General features: G+C 50.3%; 20 protein-coding genes. All 20 read left to right on the top strand.

The features are described from left to right. On the top strand, positions 1-366 hold the full coding sequence (locus tag FYJ52_RS08395; protein WP_154576780.1) for a glycerol dehydratase reactivase beta/small subunit family protein: 366 nt from the start codon (positions 1-3) through the stop codon (positions 364-366). A gap of 28 nt (positions 367-394) precedes the next feature. Further along, the gene (locus FYJ52_RS10255; protein ID WP_154576779.1) at positions 395-811 is read left to right on the top strand and encodes a BMC domain-containing protein; all 417 of its coding nucleotides are present in this window, start codon (positions 395-397) and stop codon (positions 809-811) included. 41 nt (positions 812-852) lie between these two features. Next, the gene (locus tag FYJ52_RS08385; protein WP_154576778.1) at positions 853-1,506 is read left to right on the top strand and encodes a PduL/EutD family phosphate acyltransferase; all 654 of its coding nucleotides are present in this window, start codon (positions 853-855) and stop codon (positions 1,504-1,506) included. Between the two features lie 17 nt (positions 1,507-1,523). After that, positions 1,524-2,348, top strand: coding sequence for an ethanolamine utilization protein EutJ (gene eutJ / locus FYJ52_RS08380; RefSeq protein WP_154576777.1), 825 nt, complete (start codon positions 1,524-1,526; stop codon positions 2,346-2,348). A gap of 60 nt (positions 2,349-2,408) precedes the next feature. Further along, positions 2,409-3,230, top strand: a complete 822-nt coding sequence (locus tag FYJ52_RS08375) for a flavoprotein (protein ID WP_328598793.1) — start codon at positions 2,409-2,411, stop codon at positions 3,228-3,230. Between the two features lie 9 nt (positions 3,231-3,239). Continuing rightward, a complete protein-coding gene (locus FYJ52_RS08370) occupies positions 3,240-3,542 on the top strand; it encodes a EutN/CcmL family microcompartment protein (protein WP_154576776.1) in 303 nt (100 codons plus the stop codon). A gap of 15 nt (positions 3,543-3,557) precedes the next feature. Further along, on the top strand, positions 3,558-4,565 hold the full coding sequence (locus FYJ52_RS08365) for a cob(I)yrinic acid a,c-diamide adenosyltransferase (protein ID WP_154576775.1): 1,008 nt from the start codon (positions 3,558-3,560) through the stop codon (positions 4,563-4,565). A 19-nt stretch (positions 4,566-4,584) separates the two neighbouring features. Further along, on the top strand, positions 4,585-6,000 hold the full coding sequence (locus tag FYJ52_RS08360; RefSeq protein ID WP_154576774.1) for an aldehyde dehydrogenase family protein: 1,416 nt from the start codon (positions 4,585-4,587) through the stop codon (positions 5,998-6,000). 11 nt (positions 6,001-6,011) lie between these two features. Beyond that, the gene (locus FYJ52_RS08355) at positions 6,012-7,337 is read left to right on the top strand and encodes a 4Fe-4S dicluster domain-containing protein (protein WP_205960815.1); all 1,326 of its coding nucleotides are present in this window, start codon (positions 6,012-6,014) and stop codon (positions 7,335-7,337) included. 38 nt (positions 7,338-7,375) lie between these two features. Further along, on the top strand, positions 7,376-7,924 hold the full coding sequence (locus FYJ52_RS08350; RefSeq protein ID WP_154576772.1) for a BMC domain-containing protein: 549 nt from the start codon (positions 7,376-7,378) through the stop codon (positions 7,922-7,924). A 131-nt stretch (positions 7,925-8,055) separates the two neighbouring features. Next, entirely contained in the window at positions 8,056-8,826 is a 771-nt protein-coding gene (locus FYJ52_RS08345; RefSeq protein ID WP_154576771.1) for a ParA family protein, read from the top strand. Between the two features lie 3 nt (positions 8,827-8,829). Continuing rightward, complete coding sequence (locus FYJ52_RS10050) at positions 8,830-9,372, top strand: hypothetical protein (RefSeq protein ID WP_205960814.1); 543 nt, start codon at positions 8,830-8,832, stop codon at positions 9,370-9,372. 2 nt (positions 9,373-9,374) lie between these two features. Continuing rightward, entirely contained in the window at positions 9,375-9,728 is a 354-nt protein-coding gene (locus FYJ52_RS08335; protein WP_154576770.1) for a cupin domain-containing protein, read from the top strand. Positions 9,729-10,350: 622 nt separating this feature from the next. Then, positions 10,351-14,376: a SpaA isopeptide-forming pilin-related protein gene (locus FYJ52_RS08330; RefSeq protein ID WP_154576769.1), complete on the top strand. Its 4,026-nt coding sequence runs from the start codon at positions 10,351-10,353 to the stop codon at positions 14,374-14,376. A 148-nt stretch (positions 14,377-14,524) separates the two neighbouring features. Next, positions 14,525-15,304, top strand: a complete 780-nt coding sequence (locus FYJ52_RS08325) for a Cof-type HAD-IIB family hydrolase (protein ID WP_154576768.1) — start codon at positions 14,525-14,527, stop codon at positions 15,302-15,304. A 100-nt stretch (positions 15,305-15,404) separates the two neighbouring features. Next, entirely contained in the window at positions 15,405-15,908 is a 504-nt protein-coding gene (locus tag FYJ52_RS08320) for a nitroreductase family protein (RefSeq protein ID WP_154576767.1), read from the top strand. 122 nt (positions 15,909-16,030) lie between these two features. Continuing rightward, positions 16,031-17,164: an aldo/keto reductase gene (locus FYJ52_RS08315; protein ID WP_154576766.1), complete on the top strand. Its 1,134-nt coding sequence runs from the start codon at positions 16,031-16,033 to the stop codon at positions 17,162-17,164. After that, the gene (locus FYJ52_RS08310) at positions 17,164-17,553 is read left to right on the top strand and encodes a hypothetical protein (RefSeq protein ID WP_154576765.1); all 390 of its coding nucleotides are present in this window, start codon (positions 17,164-17,166) and stop codon (positions 17,551-17,553) included. The genes FYJ52_RS08315 and FYJ52_RS08310 overlap by 1 nt, the downstream gene beginning before the upstream one ends. Before the next feature lie 244 nt (positions 17,554-17,797). Beyond that, positions 17,798-18,064 (top strand): AbrB/MazE/SpoVT family DNA-binding domain-containing protein, encoded by a 267-nt coding sequence (locus FYJ52_RS08305; protein WP_154576764.1) that lies wholly within the window; start codon positions 17,798-17,800, stop codon positions 18,062-18,064. Continuing rightward, entirely contained in the window at positions 18,064-18,495 is a 432-nt protein-coding gene (locus tag FYJ52_RS08300) for a putative toxin-antitoxin system toxin component, PIN family (protein ID WP_154576763.1), read from the top strand. Before FYJ52_RS08305 ends, FYJ52_RS08300 begins: the two co-directional genes overlap by 1 nt. Positions 18,496-18,652 lie beyond the last annotated feature (157 nt).

The raw sequence follows: 18,652 nt of genomic DNA, 5'->3' as shown, positions 1-18,652 counted from the left end.
ATGAATCCCGGATTAGAAGCACCAAAACCTGAAATAATGGTCTACAGTATTAAGGGTTCGGTGCCGAAGGACGTCGTCACCGAAGTCATCCTCGGGATCGAAGAAGAAGGCTTACCTTATAAATACGAAGACAAAACAGAAAAAATTTCGGCAAAAGATTTAGCGTACAAAGCGGCAGAAGATTCTCACCTGGGTGTGGGCATTGGGATTGACAGCCACAACATCGTCCTGCATTTTATTAAATTAAGGGACGGTCAACCGCTGTTCACCATTTCGCCCAACGCAGGAGAAGAAAAGCTGCGGGCCATCGGGTCCAACGCAGCGCGCTTGATTAAGCGGATGCCGTTTAAGTCATTAGACGCGTGATGCTTTAAGCCAAAGAAAGGAGAAGTCAATGCGCCAATCTATTGGTTTCATTGAAGCCAAGGGACTTGCAACAGCCATCGAAGCAGCTGATGCAGCGGTCAAGTCCGCAAATGTCTGTCTATTGGGCATTGAGTCCAGCCGAGGCGGCGGCATGCATGTTGTCAAGGTATTGGGAGATGTCGGCGCGTGCAAAGCGGCAGTTGCTGCCGCGGAAGCAGCTTGCGACAAGGGCAATGGCTGTCAGTCAGCCATCGTCATCGCCAGACCCTCAGATGGGCTCATGCCGATGGTCTACAATACACAGACAAAAGGCTTTGATCCCGAAAATGTTCGGGACAAATACTGGATGAAGTACTACTGGAACATTCCGACCTTTGGCAGTCAGTTTGAACCCTCACGGGGAACCAAGACAGAAATGCCGGATCCGGTAGACAAGAAAAATTAAGCAATCTGGACTTGTCATTAACAAGAAAGGAGAGCCGAACTATGTACGATGAAAAACAGATCAGCCAGATGGTTCAGATCGTTTTAGAAGCCTTCCAGAAGGCGCAAAAATGTGAAGCATCACCTGATCTCATCACACTGGGGATTCCCAGCGCACACATTTACTGCAGTCAGAAAACGGTGGAACAGCTTTTCGGGTCTCACGCCACATTAACGCGGGCGAAAGATCTGAATTCTTTTTATTATGAAGAAGGTGTTGCCATCAGCGGGCCGAAGGGTTCAACCCATGGCTACATTTTCGGACCGCTGCTCGACGATGATCAAGACCCGGTGATCGAGTTATCTCGATCGGAAAGTGAAGCCATCGGCGTCGACGCGCCGGTGCGCGAATCAAAAGATGATTATCAATCGGCGGCGTGCAGAATTGTCGGCCCGGCCGGAGCAGTCGCCTGCGAAAAGGGGGCCATCATTCCGAGACGGAGTGTGAATCTACCGACTTACATCGCAGACCAGCTGCAGCTTAAAGAAAAAGACACTGTATCGGTCGATTCCAGAGGGGTCGACGGCACGATTTTTGAAAATGTCCTCGTTCACGTCACCGAAGACGGCCGGCACGAATTGATGCTGACCGGCGACGAAGCGAAAGCGGCAGGCCTCAAAAAAGGCAGCAGTGTCAAAATCGTAATTAAAAAATAACAGGGAGTAGCGTATTAATGGATTGGAAAAGCGGCAACGATACCATATTAGCATTTGACGAATTGATCAAACAAAAAAGAGTCGCGCCCTATGAAGGCAGGCTTAAAGTTGGCGTTGACCTCGGGACGGCTAATATCGTTGTGGCTGTAGTGGACGAAAACAACAAGCCGGTCGCCGGAGCGACCCAGGGCGCCCACGTCGTCCGAGACGGGATCGTCGTCGATTATATCGGCGCGGTCGACATTGTCAAAGACTTGAAGCGCCAGCTTGAAGACCGGATTGGTGTGGATCTGAGCAATGCGCCGGCAGCAACGGCCATTCCTCCGGGAATCATCGAAGGCAATACCAAAATCATTGCCAATGTTGTGGAGTCCTGTGATTTCAACGTGACCAACGTGCTCGACGAACCGACAGCGGCCGCTACGGTGCTCGGCATCGAAAACGGCGCGGTTGTAGACGTCGGCGGCGGAACGACAGGGATTTCTATTTTAGATCATGGAAAAGTTGTATTCACCGCGGATGAGCCGACAGGCGGGACCCACATGAGTCTAGTCATCGCCGGGGCCTACCACATCAGTTTTGATGAAGCGGAAGAGATGAAAATCCATGACGATGAGAGTAAAATCTTCCCGCTGATTAAGCCCACGGTGGAAAAAATGGCTGAAATCGTCCGGCGCTACATCGACGGCTACAATGTCGATACCATTTACGTCGTCGGCGGGGCTTGCGAATTCAAGAAATTCGAAAGCGTCTTCGAACGGGAAATTGGCATCAAGACCGTCAAACCTGTAGAACCCTTATTGGTAACGCCGCTGGGCATTGCATTTAACTGCAAGGCCTGAGGCGGAAAAAGAAGTTTAATGAATTAGAAATGTGGTGATCAATTGGACTTAAAAGATTTGGTGAACAATGAAGACATGTTTAATCTTCTGGTTCAGCGGATCGTCGATGAAGTCATCAAACGGTTAAACAATAGACCGAAAACCGCATTGGTTTGCTTTACAGGTGCCGCGATTGGCTACACCAACGGCCTGAAGGCAATGGAAAAGCTTCGCAAAGATGGATGGCAGCTTAAAGTCTTAGTGACGGACAGTTCGAAACAAGTCCTTGATCTTGATAAAATAAAAAAGGCTTTAGATGTCGACCAGGTTTACACGAACGAAAACGTGTTTGAACTCAAGGAATTTGTGAAGACAGCCGATGAAGTGATTCTGCCGACGCTGACCATCAACACAGCGGCGAAAATTGCTCACGGCATCGCGGATACACCGGTATTGACGACGATCAGCCAGGCCATTATGTCGGGCAAATCGTTTGTCTGTGCCATCGACGGGGCAGACCCGGACGATGAAGTCCGCGCGAAGCTCGGAATGGGGAAAGTCCCAGCCGGTTATCGCAAAGTCCTTCGCGACAACCTGGCGACCCTCGGGACTTTCGGCTGGACGCTGTGCGCAGCGGCTGATCTGTACGAAGTCTGTGCGGAAAAGAAAGTCAGCGAATGCGCCGCACCGGAAGCGGCTGCCCCTAAAGCAGCAGAACCGGCACCTGCCGCACCTGTTTCGGCACCAGTGGAAGGTGACGTCATTGTTTCCCATATTATCAGTCGAAAAGATTTAATGACCCGCAAGGGACAGAAAGTCGTCAAAGTCAGAAAAGACGCGATCATAACCGCGTTTGCAGCTGAAGCGGCTGAAGAATTTGGGATGAAATTAGTTAGAGAGTAGGTGAGTGGTATGCGGCTTGCAAAAGTAGTTGGCACCATCGTCTCTACCCAGAAGGATCCACATCTGATGGGATGTAAACTGATGATCGTCAAGAAAATCGACGAAAACGGCAACTTCGAAAAATATTCGAGTTCGTCTACATCCATCGCCGTCGACACGGTCGGCGCCGGCATCGGCGAAACCGTCATTCTCACGAGCGGGAGTACCGCCCGTTTCGTTTACGGCGACAAGACAACACCTGTGGATATGACTATCGTCGGGATCGTCGATGAAATTCAGACATCGGATCCGGAGGTTAAGAAAACACTATAAGCAGAGGAGAACAGAATGCCTAATGTCTACACCCGAACAGGGGACAAAGGGACGACGGGCCTGTTTGGCGGCAGCCGGATCTCGAAAGACAATATCCGGATCGAAGCCTACGGGACCATGGACGAAGCGCAGGCCTTCATCGGCTTGGCAGCATCCCTAACGAAAGACGAAGAAATTCGGAACATCCTTCTGCACGTTGAAGAAAAAATCTACATCTTGGAAGCTGAGCTGGCCAGCGATGACCGCGGGAGAAAGATGCTGACGGAAAAAGTCGAACAAGGGGATATTGATCTGATGGAACAGCAGATCGATCATTATCTGCAGATTGTCGGCAAACAGACAAAATTTGTCATTCCCGGCAGAAATCCCGCATCCGCAGCGCTGCACACCGCGCGCGCCGTCGTCCGAAGGGGAGAAAGACGGATCGTGTCTTACGAAGCGCAGGACCCGGACCTTAGACCAGAAGTTACTAAATTCGTCAACCGTCTGTCAGACTTGCTGTTCACGCTGGCACGGGTTGAAGAATTTGAACAGGATATCCGAGATGCAGCGGAAAAAGGTATGAAGGATCAGAATCAAGCAAACGTTCCAGTTGAAACGTCTGAAGACGACAACGAATTGTTGCTCGTGCTCGCGAAGCGCGCAGCCGCCGGCTCACGGGTCAAGGCTCGGGAACTCGGCGTGCCTATCGTCTTCTCGGCGGTTGACCGGGGCGGAAATTTAGCTTATTACGAACGAATGAAGGATTCGCTGATTGCCAGCATCGACATTTCTCAGAACAAGGCGTTCACCGCTAACGCGCTGAAATGCCCGACGGAAGATGTTCAGGAACTGGCAAAGGAAGGCAGCCCCTTATTCGGAATTCAATTCACAAATCATAACCGCATTGTGACCTTTGGCGGAGGGTATCCGTTGATCGTCGACGGCAAGCAGATTGGCGCGATCGGCGTCAGCGGCGGCACTGCCGACGAAGACATGGCCATTGCCAAGGCAGGCCTTGCGGTGATTCAACAGAATGATTAATTTTTAGGAGGAAGGCAGTATGAATATAGATACAGCTGGTATTGAAGCAATCGTTAAAAGAGTGATGACATCTATCGACGCAGCTAACGGTGTTGCACCAGCGACCCAGGATGCCAAGGGCAAGGACGGCATTTTCGACGATATGGAAGATGCCATCGCCGCAGCTCAGGCAGCATGGAACGACTACAAGATGCGCCCATTGTCACTGCGCTACAAAATTATTGACGAAATTCGCAAGACCTTTACGAAAAAGGAAACCGTCGAAACCATCGTCAATATGGCCGTTGAAGAAACGGGCATGGGCAATGTAGAAGACAAACTTACAAAAGCTTATCTCTGTGCAGAAAAGACTCCTGGGATGGAAGATCTCCAGGCCAACTGCTGGACAGGTGATGAAGGCTTAACCCTTCTTGAACTCTCGCCATTCGGCGTCATCGGTGCAATTTGCCCGTCGACCAACCCGAATGAAACCATCGTCAACAACTCCATCAGCATGCTCGCTGCTGGGAACGCGATTGTTTTCGCTCCGCACCCAGGCGCACTCCAGACGTCGCTCTACTGCGTCAGACTGGTCAACCAGGCCATCGCAGCAGCAGGCGGCCCGGCAAACCTGGTCGTTTCGACCGAACACCCGACCATGGAATCTGCAAACGTCATGATGCACCATCCTGATGTCAGACTCCTCTGCGCAACAGGCGGCCCTGGCGTTGTTCACGCCGTTCTCTCCAGCGGCAAGAAAGCCATCGGCGCTGGCCCTGGGAACCCACCGGCACTGGTCGACGAAACCGCCGACATCGAAAAAGCAGCAAAAGACATCATCGATGGCTGCACCTTCGACAACAACCTGCCGTGTATTGCTGAAAAAGAAGTTGTCGTCGTCGACCAGGTTGCAGATTACCTGATCTTCAACATGAAGAAGAACGGCGCTTTCGAAATCAAAGACCGCAAAGTCCTCGACGATTTGGCTGCAATGGTCGCACCGGACGGCCGCGTCTCCCGTGACTATGTCGGCAAGAGCGCAAAATACATCGCAAAAGCAGCAGGCATCGACGTGCCGGAAGACACCAGAGTCTTAATCGGCGAACTGCCAGCTGACCATCCATTGGTACAGATCGAATTAATGATGCCAATCCTCGGGATCGTCCGCGTCGACAACGTCGACGAAGGGATCGACCTGGCCTGCGAATTGGAACACGGCAACCGCCACACCGCGACGATGCACTCCAAGAACGTCGACGCGCTGTCCAAGATGTCTAAGAAGATCGCTTCCACGATCTTTGTCAAGAACGGTCCTTCCTACGCAGGACTGGGCGCTGGCGGCGAAGGCTATCCGACCTTTACCATCGCTGGCCCGACCGGTGAAGGCTTAACCTCAGCGAAGACATTCGCAAGAAGAAGAAGATGCGTACTCTGCGACGCCTTCAACATTAAATAATCAGAGGAGAGTTGCATATGAGCTTGGTTGACAAAGTAAAAAGCGCTGGCATTGTCGGTGCTGGCGGGGCCACTTTCCCGACCCACGTCAAAATCGATGCGACGGCTGATGTCGTTATTGTCAACGGTGCTGAATGCGAACCTCTGCTTCGAGTTGATCAACAATTAATGGACCTGAGAGCTTCCGATTTACTGGAAGCTCTCAACATGGTCGTCGAACACACCAAAGCTAAAGAAGGCATTATCGGCCTGAAGAAAAAATACGTGCCGGCGATCAATAAACTCAATTCGCTTTTGCCGAAATATCCAAAGCTGAAGCTGCACATCATGAATAACTTCTACCCGGCCGGCGACGAACAAACCCTCGTCTACGAATGCACGGGCAAAGTTGTTCCTGAAAGTGGTATTCCGCTGGCGGTCGGCGCATTGGTCATGAACGTTGAAACCTTACTCAACCTTCACGACTGTGTGACCGAAGACAAACCGGTTATCGACAAATACTTGACGGTTACCGGGAACGTCAAACGCCGGATCACGACAAAAGTGCCTTTGGGAATCACGGTAAGAGAAGCGCTGGCCCTGGCCGGCGGCCCGACCATCAGTGATTATGTCATCATCAATGGGGGTCCGATGATGGGGAAAATCGTTTCCGAAGATTCTTACATCACGAAGGGAACGAAAGGTCTCATCGTTTTACCGAAAGATCACTATCTGATCCACTCGAAAACGAGAAGCTTAGAGCGCTCGTTGAAGCTGGCTGCGAATTACTGCATGCAGTGCAGCCTGTGTACGGAAGTTTGCCCGAGACACAATCTCGGCCACCATCTGGAACCGCACAAGATGATGCGCATTGCGGCTTACGCGTCGACATGCGACAACGTCGCCCTGCCGACGAACGCCTATCTGTGCTGCGACTGCGGGCTTTGCCAGTATGCGTGCGTGATGGATCTCCAGCCTTGGAAGGTCAACGAATTCCTCAAAGGGGAATTGAAGAAAAACGGGATCAAAAACCCGCATCACGAACAGCCGAAATCGGCCAATCCGTTCATCGAAGACCGTCGTTTCAATGTTCACCGCCTGACCAAGCGTTTAGGCCTGGACGAATTTGACAAAGACGCGCCGATGGAACCGTGCAAGAAGCAGTTTAAAGAAGTCCATCTCCAGATGTCTCAACACATTGGAGCACCGGCAACACCGGTCGTCGCCGTCGGCGATGAAGTCAAACGGGGTCAGCTGGTCGGAGAAATTCCGGAAGGGGCTTTGAGTGCACGTATTTTCTCAAGCATTGATGGCAAAGTCACATCGGTCGAAAACGGTGTGGTCACCGTCAAGGCATGAGATTTGCGTTGAACGATGCATAAAGAAAGAGTGGAAATTTGAAAAACGCAATAGGATTTATCGAATTTAAAAGTATCCCTATCGGTATCGAATCCACTGACCAAATGCTCAAATCCGGAAATGTTGAGTTGGTGACAGCGACACCGATTTGTCCTGGGAAATATGTCACCATCATTTCTGGCGATGTTGGAGCAGTTAGATCCTCTGTCAAGAATGGTGAAGTTGTCGGGGGAATGTTCGTCATCGAATCCCATGTGATTCCAAACATCCATCAAGCTGTTTTCCCAGCATTGATGGCAAACGTCGATGTCGATAACGTTCAGTCGATTGGGATTATTGAAACGATCAACGCCATTTCATCGATTGTTGTGGCGGATACCGCAGTTAAAGCGGCAAATATTACATTGGTTGAAGTGAGAATGGCCCGCGGGCTCGGCGGGAAAGCTTTCGTCATCATGACCGGCGAAGTCTCTCCTGTCAAACAGGCCGTGAAAGCCGCCGAAAACGCCATGCGCGAATACGGCGTGATCACGAGCACTTCTGTGATCGCCTCGCCGCATCAGGATGTGCGCAAGCTGATTCTCTAATTTCAGTCAATCGGATTGATGGAAACTCTGGAGGGCGCAAGCCCTTCGGAGCTTTTATTTGTGCCATGTGTTAAGCATTTCATCTAAAGGTTTAACAGATGGCACAGTGTAGAGAGGAGGAAGCCTGAAGGTTGAAGGTAATCAGTTTTTTTAATTTAAAAGGAGGATGCGGCAAGACCACGTCCGCGATCAATCTGGGCTATCTTCTCGCGAAGGATTTGGTCGAAAAAAACCAGAAGCTCTTGCTGATCGACTGCGACATGCAGGCGAATTTGACCACCTCGATGATGGAGGCGGATTACGACCGGCCGTGTATCTACCATTTGATGACTGGGGACAAGCCTCTGGCGGACACGCTCTTTCATTTGAAGGACAATGTGGACATCATCCCGTCGAGCCTGCTCATGGCGACCATCGACCCGCGGCTGTCGGGGATGGTCGGGCGTGAATTTATTTTAAAGCGCCGGCTCAAGGCCATCGCGGACGATTACGCCTACTGCATCATCGACTGTTCGCCGTCTTTCTCGGTAGTGACGACCAACGCCCTGGTGATGACAGACAAGATCTTCATTCCGGTGCAGACCGAGTATTACGCAGTGGACGGCGTCCACCTGCTCCAGGAGACGCTCCAGTACGTTAACGATTCATTGGGCGTCGAAAAAGACATCTCGATCATTTTCGCGACGATGCACGACAATCGCAACAACATCAACCAGCTTCAGTACGAAAATTTGGAAAACGCCTTCGGCGATAAATTCATGCGGCACACCATTCGGAAGAATGTGGCGCTGGTGGAATCGCCGGTGTTTAAACAGTCGATCTTTGAGTACAAGCCCAAAGCGAACGGCGCGCAGGATTACCAGGCGCTGTACGATGAAATTAAAGCCAAAGGGGGATTTTAAATCATGGCCAGAAAGACAAGCAAATTAAAATCAATGTTACAGAGTCATACAGAAGAAGTGAAGGAACAGCCGAAGGCGGCTGAAGCCATGGCCGAAGCGAGCGAAAAAAACGCCGAGGCGGAAGCAAAATTAAAGGCTGAAGTGGAAGCCAAGGCCAAAGCCGAAGCAGCAGCTAAGGCGAAAGCTAAAGCAGAAGCTGAAGCTGAAGCGAAAGCCAAGGCAGAAGCTGAAGCCAAAGCTAAAGCAGAAGCTGAAGCGAAGGCTAAGGCAGAGGCTGAAGCTAAAGCTAAGGCAGAAGCCGAAGCGAAAGCCAAGGCGGAAGCTGAAGCGAAAGCCAAGGCGGAAGCTGAAGCGAAGGCTAAGGCAGAGGCTGAAGCCAAAGCTAAAGCAGAAGCTGAAGCGAAAGCGGCAGCTGAAAAAGCCGAAGCTGAACGCAAAGCGGCGGAAGCGGCGGCCAAGGCAGCAGCAGAAGAAAAAGCGCGAAAAGAAGCGGAAGAAAAACAGCACATTCAAGAACAGGCTGACCTTCCGATTTATCTGCTCTAATCATGAAGCTCATTCACGAAAAGGACTGCGAATACCGCCACGGGGACAGCGGTCCTAAATACTTTATTCACGGGCCGCGGCTCAACTTCGGCCTCGTCCGGGTGAAGCCGGGACAGACCTTCGGTCCCCACGTCCACCACAAAATGGAGGAAGATTTCTACGTGATCGAGGGCCGGGCTGCTTTTTACATCGACGGCGTGCGCCACGACGCCGGCCCTGGGGATTTCATCCACATGGCACCGGGCGAAGCGCACATGATCCGCAACGATTTTGACGCGCCCTGCGTCTACACGGTGACAACCACACCCTTTTTCGAAGAAGGCGACAAAGAAAACCTCGACGAAACATGGGACTGATTGCCCTACGGGCAACCTGTTGAACTTCTAAATCATTAAATCCGATCATCCCGCTGTTTACGGCAGCGGGATTTTTTTGTGCGCAAAGGTTGACGCCATTGGCGCGTTACGCTGTTCCATTTCGCCTCATATGGAAGATAACGCATTGTGTGAGAAGCTGATCGATCAATTAAGGAAAGCTTCAATTTGATGAGCATTTATCTATTTTGTTAATGATATCAATTTAACAAAAGATTACCTTAATAAATTATTGAATGGGACTGACCAAAAGATTAGAATAATTACAAGGTAACGTAAAATGTGATAATCTAACTGAATAATTTATCAAATGATGAAAACTTAAATCACGAAAGCATCATTATTTAGTATTTGAAACGGTTTACTATTCTATATATGGCGAATACGCGCAGATAATATTTTAGAAACACTTAAGATAAAACGAACTTATTTGACAAATTTAAAATAATGAAAAAAGCTTAATAATTTATTTACAAATTTAAGAAAGTAGCATAAAATGTTTATGTAAACGAAGAATAGAATGACAAGAAATGAAATGACTTCAATAAGAAGAGAAATAGCCAACAGGATCACAAATCGGTGACCGAGAAAGGAGAATGATGACATGATGGAAAGAGCAGGAAAGGACACGAAGCGGGTCGTGATGCTTGTCATCGCGGTACTGGCTGCTTTATGTGTGGCAGGAATCGTAGCGGTTCGAGCGAGTGAGGGCACCAAGCAAGGAACACCGCAGAAAGAGGCTGCCAAAACGGTTTTTAACTTCAAAACCGAAAATGGCGTTCAAAAAAATCAGGCGAAAACCTGGAACACCAATGAAGGCACGACCTATACGTATCAACAGGTTTTGGATATGTTGAACCAACAGGATAAAATGACGACAGATGTTGCCGTTTATGCCAATCAATTCACTGACGGTATGCATCTGGAAGGCAATGTCAAAGTTGGGATGATAACAGTAAACAATGGGAGTGGACCGCTGAATCAAAACGACGCTGTGATCAGACGTAATTGTCCGACAGAAGTCACAGTGGAGTTGGATACTGGCAATAAGGTGGAAAAGGATACAGCCTTTAAAATGGCAATCTGTGATAGCCAGAAAAATATCTTAGATACTTTTTCCATTACCGTTAAAAAAGGTGAAAAAGAAGGTTCATGCACTCTCAAGTTTAATGACGTTACAATAAACGCGATTAAATCCGGAGATAATGTCAGCGTTTATCAGCTGGATGATAAAGGTAAACTCACTCAAAAAGGCGAGGCTTTTCAGACTCTGAGTACCATCAAGAAATCAGATTTCACGAATTACATAGGCACCATTAAAATGGGCAGCGGTGTCCAGATGTTGGATCAAAATTTCTTCGATCAAGGCCGAAAGGGCTATACGACTTATATTGAAAATATGCAAAATGGGCATTATGACGGGGCTAATTATGTCTTTGAATCTGGCGACAATAAAATCACAGTCAAGGACTACCAAGGCTTCGATAATATGCCGCAGTATATTCAGCAGAAGAAAAACATTACGAAGGACGTCAGCGATAACTTAACTTATTTGAAGGGTGTTTCAGCTGAATTGGCCAACGCAAAAAATGGCGCGTCCAGCGGAGAAAATTCACTGAGTGTCATCAATCTGAAGTCGACGACAGGCAACTTGAAAGATGATTTGGAAAACGCCAATTTCCTTGAACCGCAAAATGGAAAGGCCATTCAAGGAATCTTGAACGAAGATGGATATCTGCTGATTAACATCGACACGAATGGTCAAGATACTTATACACTCGAACAAATACAGATCGACAATTTAGGTGCTGATTCGGAAACGGAAGAATTAGCTCGGCACATCATTTATAACTTTGTCCAAAAAGGCACTAACGGAAAATATGAAGCCTATACGGGAAATATAAGAATTAACAATGTGGCAGCCGGACAGGTTCTGGCTCCTGCTGCGCAGTATAAGCACGGTGGCGGTCTGCGCGGTGCAGTAATCGCAGATAGTGTGGACTTTCCGCAAGGTCCAGAAATTCACCGAGATACCCTCTCAACGAAGACAAAGGCAAAAGTCAAGCTGACGTTAGCCGATCAAGTAGAAGAAACAGGCTCGCTGAAACTGACAAAAATTTCAGAAGGGCACGAAACACCAGAGAATGCGACGTTCACCATCACAAAAGAGGGTGAAACGAAACCAACCGCAACGGTGACGTATAGGCAGATGGAGGGTAAGGGCTCCTTTACAGTAGATCTTCCGATTGGCACATACAATGTAAAAGAAAGCGGCGCTGATGTCGATGGCTACACTTTGAAGGTGGATGGAACAACGACAGCGACCGTTGAAACGGGTAAAACAGCAGAAATTTCGCTGACTAATACTTACAGCAAGGACACAGGCTCGCTAACCTTTACGAAGAAGACAGCAGGCGATGCGCAAACACCGGATTCCACACAATTTACCATCAAGGGGCCGAGCGGTGTCGTTTATCAGGGAACGTATGGCGATCTGAAAAAGTCAGACGGCAGTGTCACAATTAATGGCCTTGAAGTTGGTGAATATACCGTTGAAGAAACAGGTGAAAAAGTAGACAATTATCAAGTCACGGTGACGGGCGACAAACAAGCGACAGTTTTTAAAGGCCAAAAAGCGAATATCACACTGACGAATACGTATACCAAAGAACAGTCAGTAAAGGGCGCACTGAGATTGCGGAAGCAGTCAAAGAACGGTGCAACCATTGCAGGCACAACCTACACGCTCTACAAATGGAACGGCACAGACGCCAGCCAGATCGGCACAGTTACTCGAGATCAGATCGAAAAGACGAATAAAGATCAATGGACACAGGAAGAAGAAAGTAAGAAAACCGATGCTCATGGTGTGTACACCTCAAAAGAGCTTGATGCAGGCAGTACTTATGCGGTCATGGAAACCGAAGCAACGGATGGCTATCAGCGCACGGCGAACCCAGCAGTCTTTACGGTTGACACGAAAGGCCAAGTTAGCTTGATTCAAAACGCCAACGCTGATGGTGCGGCTGAAATCGACAAAGACGGCAACATGGTTTGGCACGAAACATCTGTCGTGCTTAAAGTGACCAAGATAGATCAGAATAACAAACCTGTTGAAGGCGCGACACTCGCACTCTACGACGGGAATAAAGAAATCGAAAGATGGACCACAAACGGTGAAGCACATCAAATTGCTACGAGCCTGACCGCTGGAAAAACCTATACACTCAAAGAAATCGATGTGCCGGAAGGCTATGAAAAAGCGGTAGATCAGACCATCACGATTGAAAAGAAAGACGCAGTCGGCAAAACTGAAAATATCCAGAGCGTTTCGATGACCGATCAGAAAAAAACGACAACGCCGATCACGTTAAAAGTCAGCAAGACCGACCTCACCTCCGGCAAAGAAGTGTCGGGTGCAAAGATCACCGTCTACGACGAAAACAACAAGGCAGTAGATAGCTGGACCTCAGATGGCACGGAACACGATTTCGGCTCGTCATTGAAAGCTGGCAGCAAGTACACGATCAAAGAAGACGGCGCACCGGCAGGCTACGACTACATCAATACAATCAAACTGAGTGTCGGCAAAGACGGGAAGATGACCGTCACCGGGACAGAAGGTGATTTCAAATACGATGCTAAGACCGGGAAGCTCACTATACAGGATAAGAAGCTGGCAACTAAAAAATACGCCCTCAAGGTGAGAAAGACCGAAAACATCGACAAAAAAGACACGAACAAGCGCATCCGCGGCAGCCGCTACGCCATGTTCAGATGGACAGGCCAGATCGCAGCAGCTGACGCACAAGATAATGCGTTGCTCGGCGCGTCACTGAGAGTATCAAACGTTGCAACGACAGCGGCAGCTGATCAGAAGGATCCGTACGCACGGTTCAGAGACCTGACCCGGGCAGACATCATGAAAGCCAAGGATTGGAAGATGATCGGCAAATCCGATACCGATTCCAAAGGCGAAATTGAAAAGAGCGATAATGACATCACACCGGGTGTCTACGCGGTAATGGAAGAAGTTCCGCCGGCAGGCTATCAGCGGACGGCGAATCCGGCGATTATCCGCCTCAAGGAAGACGGCACCAAGAAAATGATCTCGAACGCCAACGGCGCGGCAGAACTGGAAACCGAAGGTGCGGTGCAGTTCCTGCGCTGGCGCGAAACCGCAACCAATGTTGAAATCGCCAAAGTTGACGAAAACGGCAAACCGGTGAAGGGCGCGATCCTGGCTGTTTACGACAAGGACGGCAAGCTCATCGAAAGCTGGACATCAGACGGCACAAAACACCGCATCACGGCTAAGCTTGTTGCCGGCGAAACTTACACACTGAAAGAACTCAAAGCACCGGAAGGCTACGAAAAAGCAGCAGACGAAACCTTTAAGGTGGAGGAAAAAGATATCGTCGGGATCGATCAGTACGTCCAAGACGGTATCAACATGACCGATAAGAAGACGACAACTACGACGACCACTACCAACAACAATAAGACCCAGACGATAGCACAAGGCGTGAAGACCGGTGACCCGACAACGATCGGCGGACTCATCGCGCTGATCGCCGCAGCGGGCGCGGTCACCGTCCTCACCGTCAAACGGCTGCGCGACGCAGAATAACGATTCATACGGCCATAAGATTCAAGGCTCCTTCGGGAGCCTTATTTTATTGCCCGGGAAATAATCGCATGGCGAAATAACGGGCAGCCTTTGAATTTCGGAACACAGTCTCTTATAATAGAAGCAAACACAGCGGAAAGGACATACGATGAACCCGAAAATTGCATTCTTTGATATTGACGGCACCCTGATCGATTTCGACGCGCCGAGCCTGAGCCCGGCCGTCGCTGACGCGCTGCGCCGCCTGCGCGCGGGAGGGACCAAGGTCTTTCTCGCCAGCGGCCGTCCGCCCTATCTCCTGCCGAAGGTGAAAGGCCTGGCTTTCGACGGCGCCCTGTGTTTCAACGGGGCCTACGGCTTCGACCGAAAGGGACCCCTTTGCTCTGCCCCCATCGCCAAAACCGACATCAGGCGAATGGCTGAAAACAGCGAACGCATGGGTGTGCCGGTGCTGCTGGCAGGCGCAAAGACCATGGGCAGCAATTTTTATCAGAAAAACCTCGAAACCTACATGTCCTTTGCAGGCCATCCGAACCATGTTGTTGACCGCGAGACTTTTCAGCACCTCATGGCCGATGACATCTACCAGGTCATGGCCGGGACGTGGGCCGACCAGGACGCCGCCCTGCTGGCCGGCACCGCAGGCGTCCAGCCTCTGCGCTGGTGGGACTGGGCCTGCGACATCGTCGGGAAGGGCAGCGATAAGGCGGTGGGGGCGGAAAAAGTCCTGGCCGCTTACGGCTTGCCCCGGGAAGCCTGCGCCGCTTTTGGCGACGGCGGCAACGACAAAAGCCTGATCGCCTTCGCGGGCATCGGCATCGCTATGGGCAACGCGACCGATGACGTCAAGGCCTGCGCCGATTACGTGACGACGCCGTGCTCGGAAGACGGGGTCGCTGCAGCCCTCTCCCATTTCGGCTGGATTTGACATCGCAAAGCGCAGTGATTTTTGATGGGGTATTTAAGTTTTTCTTGGGGCAGACAGGATAAAATATCGGCACTAAGATCAAACCCACGAAGGAGAATGTATGAACGCATTATTTACCCGACACTCGGTCCGGCAGTACACCGACCGGCCAGTTGAAGAAGAAAAAATTGAAACCCTGATCAAGGCCGCTATGGCCGCCCCGACGGCGGGCAACCAGCAGGAATGGGAATTCGTCGTCGTCACCGACCCGGAAGTGAAAAAACAGGCCGCAGCCGCTTCACCCTACGCCGGATGCGCGGCGAAGGCCGGCGTACTGATCGTGCCCGTTGGGGATCCGACGACGTGCCGCTTCCCAGACTGCTTCGACGCCGATATGAGCGCCGCCATGGAAAACATCCTGATCGAAGCGGTGCATTTGGAGCTTGGGGCGGTGTGGCTTGCCATCGCCCCCTTTGAAGACCGTATTCAAAACCTTCAAAAAGCGCTGGACATTCCGAAAAATGTGGTGCCTTTCGCCATCGCATCCATCGGCTATCCGGCACAGCCGAACCGCGAAGACGGCCGGAATTACGACTTTTCAAAGGTGCATCGGGATCAGTATTAATGTGCGGGAAAAAAGCGGCATTGGCCGCTTTTTTTGTGCCCGAAATAGCTCATGCTGTGGCATAATAAGAAAAGACAAGAATACAAAATAAACAAAGAAGATAAACAAAGAAGGAGAACACGATGCAGAAAACAGAATGGGCCCAAGACATTCCGAAGCTCGGCTTCGGCTTGATGCGTCTGCCCGGTACCCAGGGCGGCGGGAAAGTGGATCTGGACGCGGTCACGCAAATGGTCGACGCGTTCATGGCCGCGGGGCTGCGGTATTTCGATACCGCCTACGTCTACGACAAGGGCGGTTCGGAAGAGACCGTGAAGACGGTGCTGGTCGACCGCTACCCGAGAGAAAGCTTCATGCTGGCGTCGAAGCTGCACGCCACCATCGGCGTAAACAGCGCGGCAGAAGCAAAACGAGAGCTCGAGATCAGCCTTGAGCGCACCAGCGCAGGGTATTTCGATTGCTACTTGCTGCATTCGTTGATGCTCACCAATTATAAAAAATACGACGAATACGGCCTTTGGGATTTCGTCAAGGCGCAGAAAGCGGCAGGGAAGATCCGCCATATCGGCTTTTCCTTTCACGGCACACCGGATCTCTTGGAAAAACTCTTGACTGATCACCCCGAAGCGGAATTTGTCCAACTGCAGATCAATTACGCCGATTGGGACAACCCGGCAGTGGCGTCCAGAAAGTGTTACGACATCGCCCGCCGATTCGGCAAGCCGATCGTGATCATGGAACCGGTCAAGGGCGGCTTTCTCGCCCAGCCGCCGGCGTCGGTTGAGAAAATTCTGACCGAGGCCAATCCGGACGTGTCCGCGGCATCCTGGGCAATCCGCTTCGCGGCGTCGCTGCCCGGGGTACTCACCGTCCTCTCCGGCATGTCGAACGAAGCCCAGATGGCGGACAATTTGTCCTACATGAGCGATTTTAAGCCGCTGTCCGAAAGCGAACAAGCCGTGATTCGAAAAGCTCAGGCGGCGATTGCCGCCATCGATGCGATTCCGTGCACGGGGTGTCGCTACTGCGTTGCCGGCTGCCCGAAACAGATCCCGATTCCGAATATTTTCTCGGCGATGAACCGGGAAATGGTCTACAGCCAGACTGACGACGCCAAGCGCCGCTACGCCAACGCGACGGCCGGGGTCGGGAAGGCCTCGGACTGCATCGCCTGCGGCCAATGCGAAAGGGCCTGCCCTCAGCACCTGCCGATTATCGCTGACTTGCAAAACTGCGCCGCTGCGCTGGAGGACTGATGGCTTCCGCGGTCATTGGCAGCCCATCTGAAGCGCTCAAAGCCCTGATTTCGGGACGGATGCGCTTCGGTCGGGCAGAAGGTCGGCTGAATGTTTATCCCGCTGAAAAGCCCGAAAACGGGCACGAAGTCCGCTTTCGGCTGCGGCTCGAGAATCCGTCCTACGACACGGCGGTCCTCTCAGATTTCACCCTCGTCCTTTACGGCGAAGGGGACCGGGTTTTGAGCGAGACGCCTGTGCTCGAGGACGTCGCCCCCGTGACGCTGCGGGCCTGGCAGCACAAAACCCTGACTTTCGAAGCTGCCTGGCCGGACAGCGCGGCCGCGGCCGCCGTCACCTGGCAGGATCGGCGGCAGCACGTCGGGCAGACGCCGGCGATAGACGTTTGACCAGTAGTGGAATCATACAAAAAAGCCTCAGACTCTAAAGTTTGAGGCGATTTTTTGTATGGGTATTTTCACTTTGAAGCTTGGATGCCTGATGTATCATTTTTCTGCTGCGGGGACAAAAAATACGCATTTCATTTGCTATTTATTAAAAATGGGCGTATAATCGAAGTAAGAAAAGTAAGGAATACATATATTCGAAAGATATATAGAAAAAAGTTTAAGCAAAAAGGAAGAAGGTACATCTATGAGCACAGAAGTATTTGTCGATAATGCAAAAGTAACATCAAAGGGACAAATTACAATTCCTAAAGACGTCAGAAAAGTCCTTGGTGTCGATAGTGGCGACCGCATTAGTTTTATCGTTAACAATGGTGAGGTCAAAGTTGTGAATGCCGCTGTTTACGCGATGCGTATGCTGCAGGATAGTCTTAGAGGTGAAGCGTGCAGAGCAGACATTAAGAACGAACAAGACGTTGTTGAAATGGTGAAGTCTGTGCGAAATGAGGACTAATGGTGAAGGTCTTTATTGATACGAATATATTGATTTCTGCAGCTTTATTTCCTAATAGCATTCCATTTCAAGCGTATTGCAGAGCAGTGAGCTATCCCAATAGTGCAATAATTTGTGATTTGAATATCGATGAATTAAAAGAGGTCTTCAATAGAAAATTTCCAACAAAAACCTTGATATTGGATCAGTTTCTTTCTGCCATTATGACGTCCATTACAATCGTCAAGGTTCCAGAAGCACCAATTGATGATGAAAGTAAAATTAGAGATGAGAAAGATAAACCTATATTTAGAGCAGCCGTTATGGCAGGCGCTGACGTATTTTTGATAGGCGACAAAGATTTTTTGGAATCAGGCATTAAGGATCCGAGAATTATGACCCCGCATGATTTTTTAAATGTGGAGCGTCTCTACACTAAGCAAAAAGAATAATGTGAAAAAAGCCTCAAACATTGCGTTTGAGGTTTCAGACTGTAGACAAAGTCTAGGGCAAACGCTCTAGGCTTTGTTTATTATCGCAATCATTTTTCACCTGTTGCCATACAACCGTGGTAAAATAGCAATAATAGAAACAGGCCATGCATTCAGT

It is taken from the genome of Pseudoramibacter porci (genome assembly GCF_009696145.1).
GTDB lineage: Bacteria > Bacillota > Clostridia > Eubacteriales > Eubacteriaceae > Pseudoramibacter > Pseudoramibacter porci.
The sequence above is the reverse complement of the archived record's forward strand: the minus strand, read 5'-3'. Positions and strand labels throughout refer to the sequence as shown.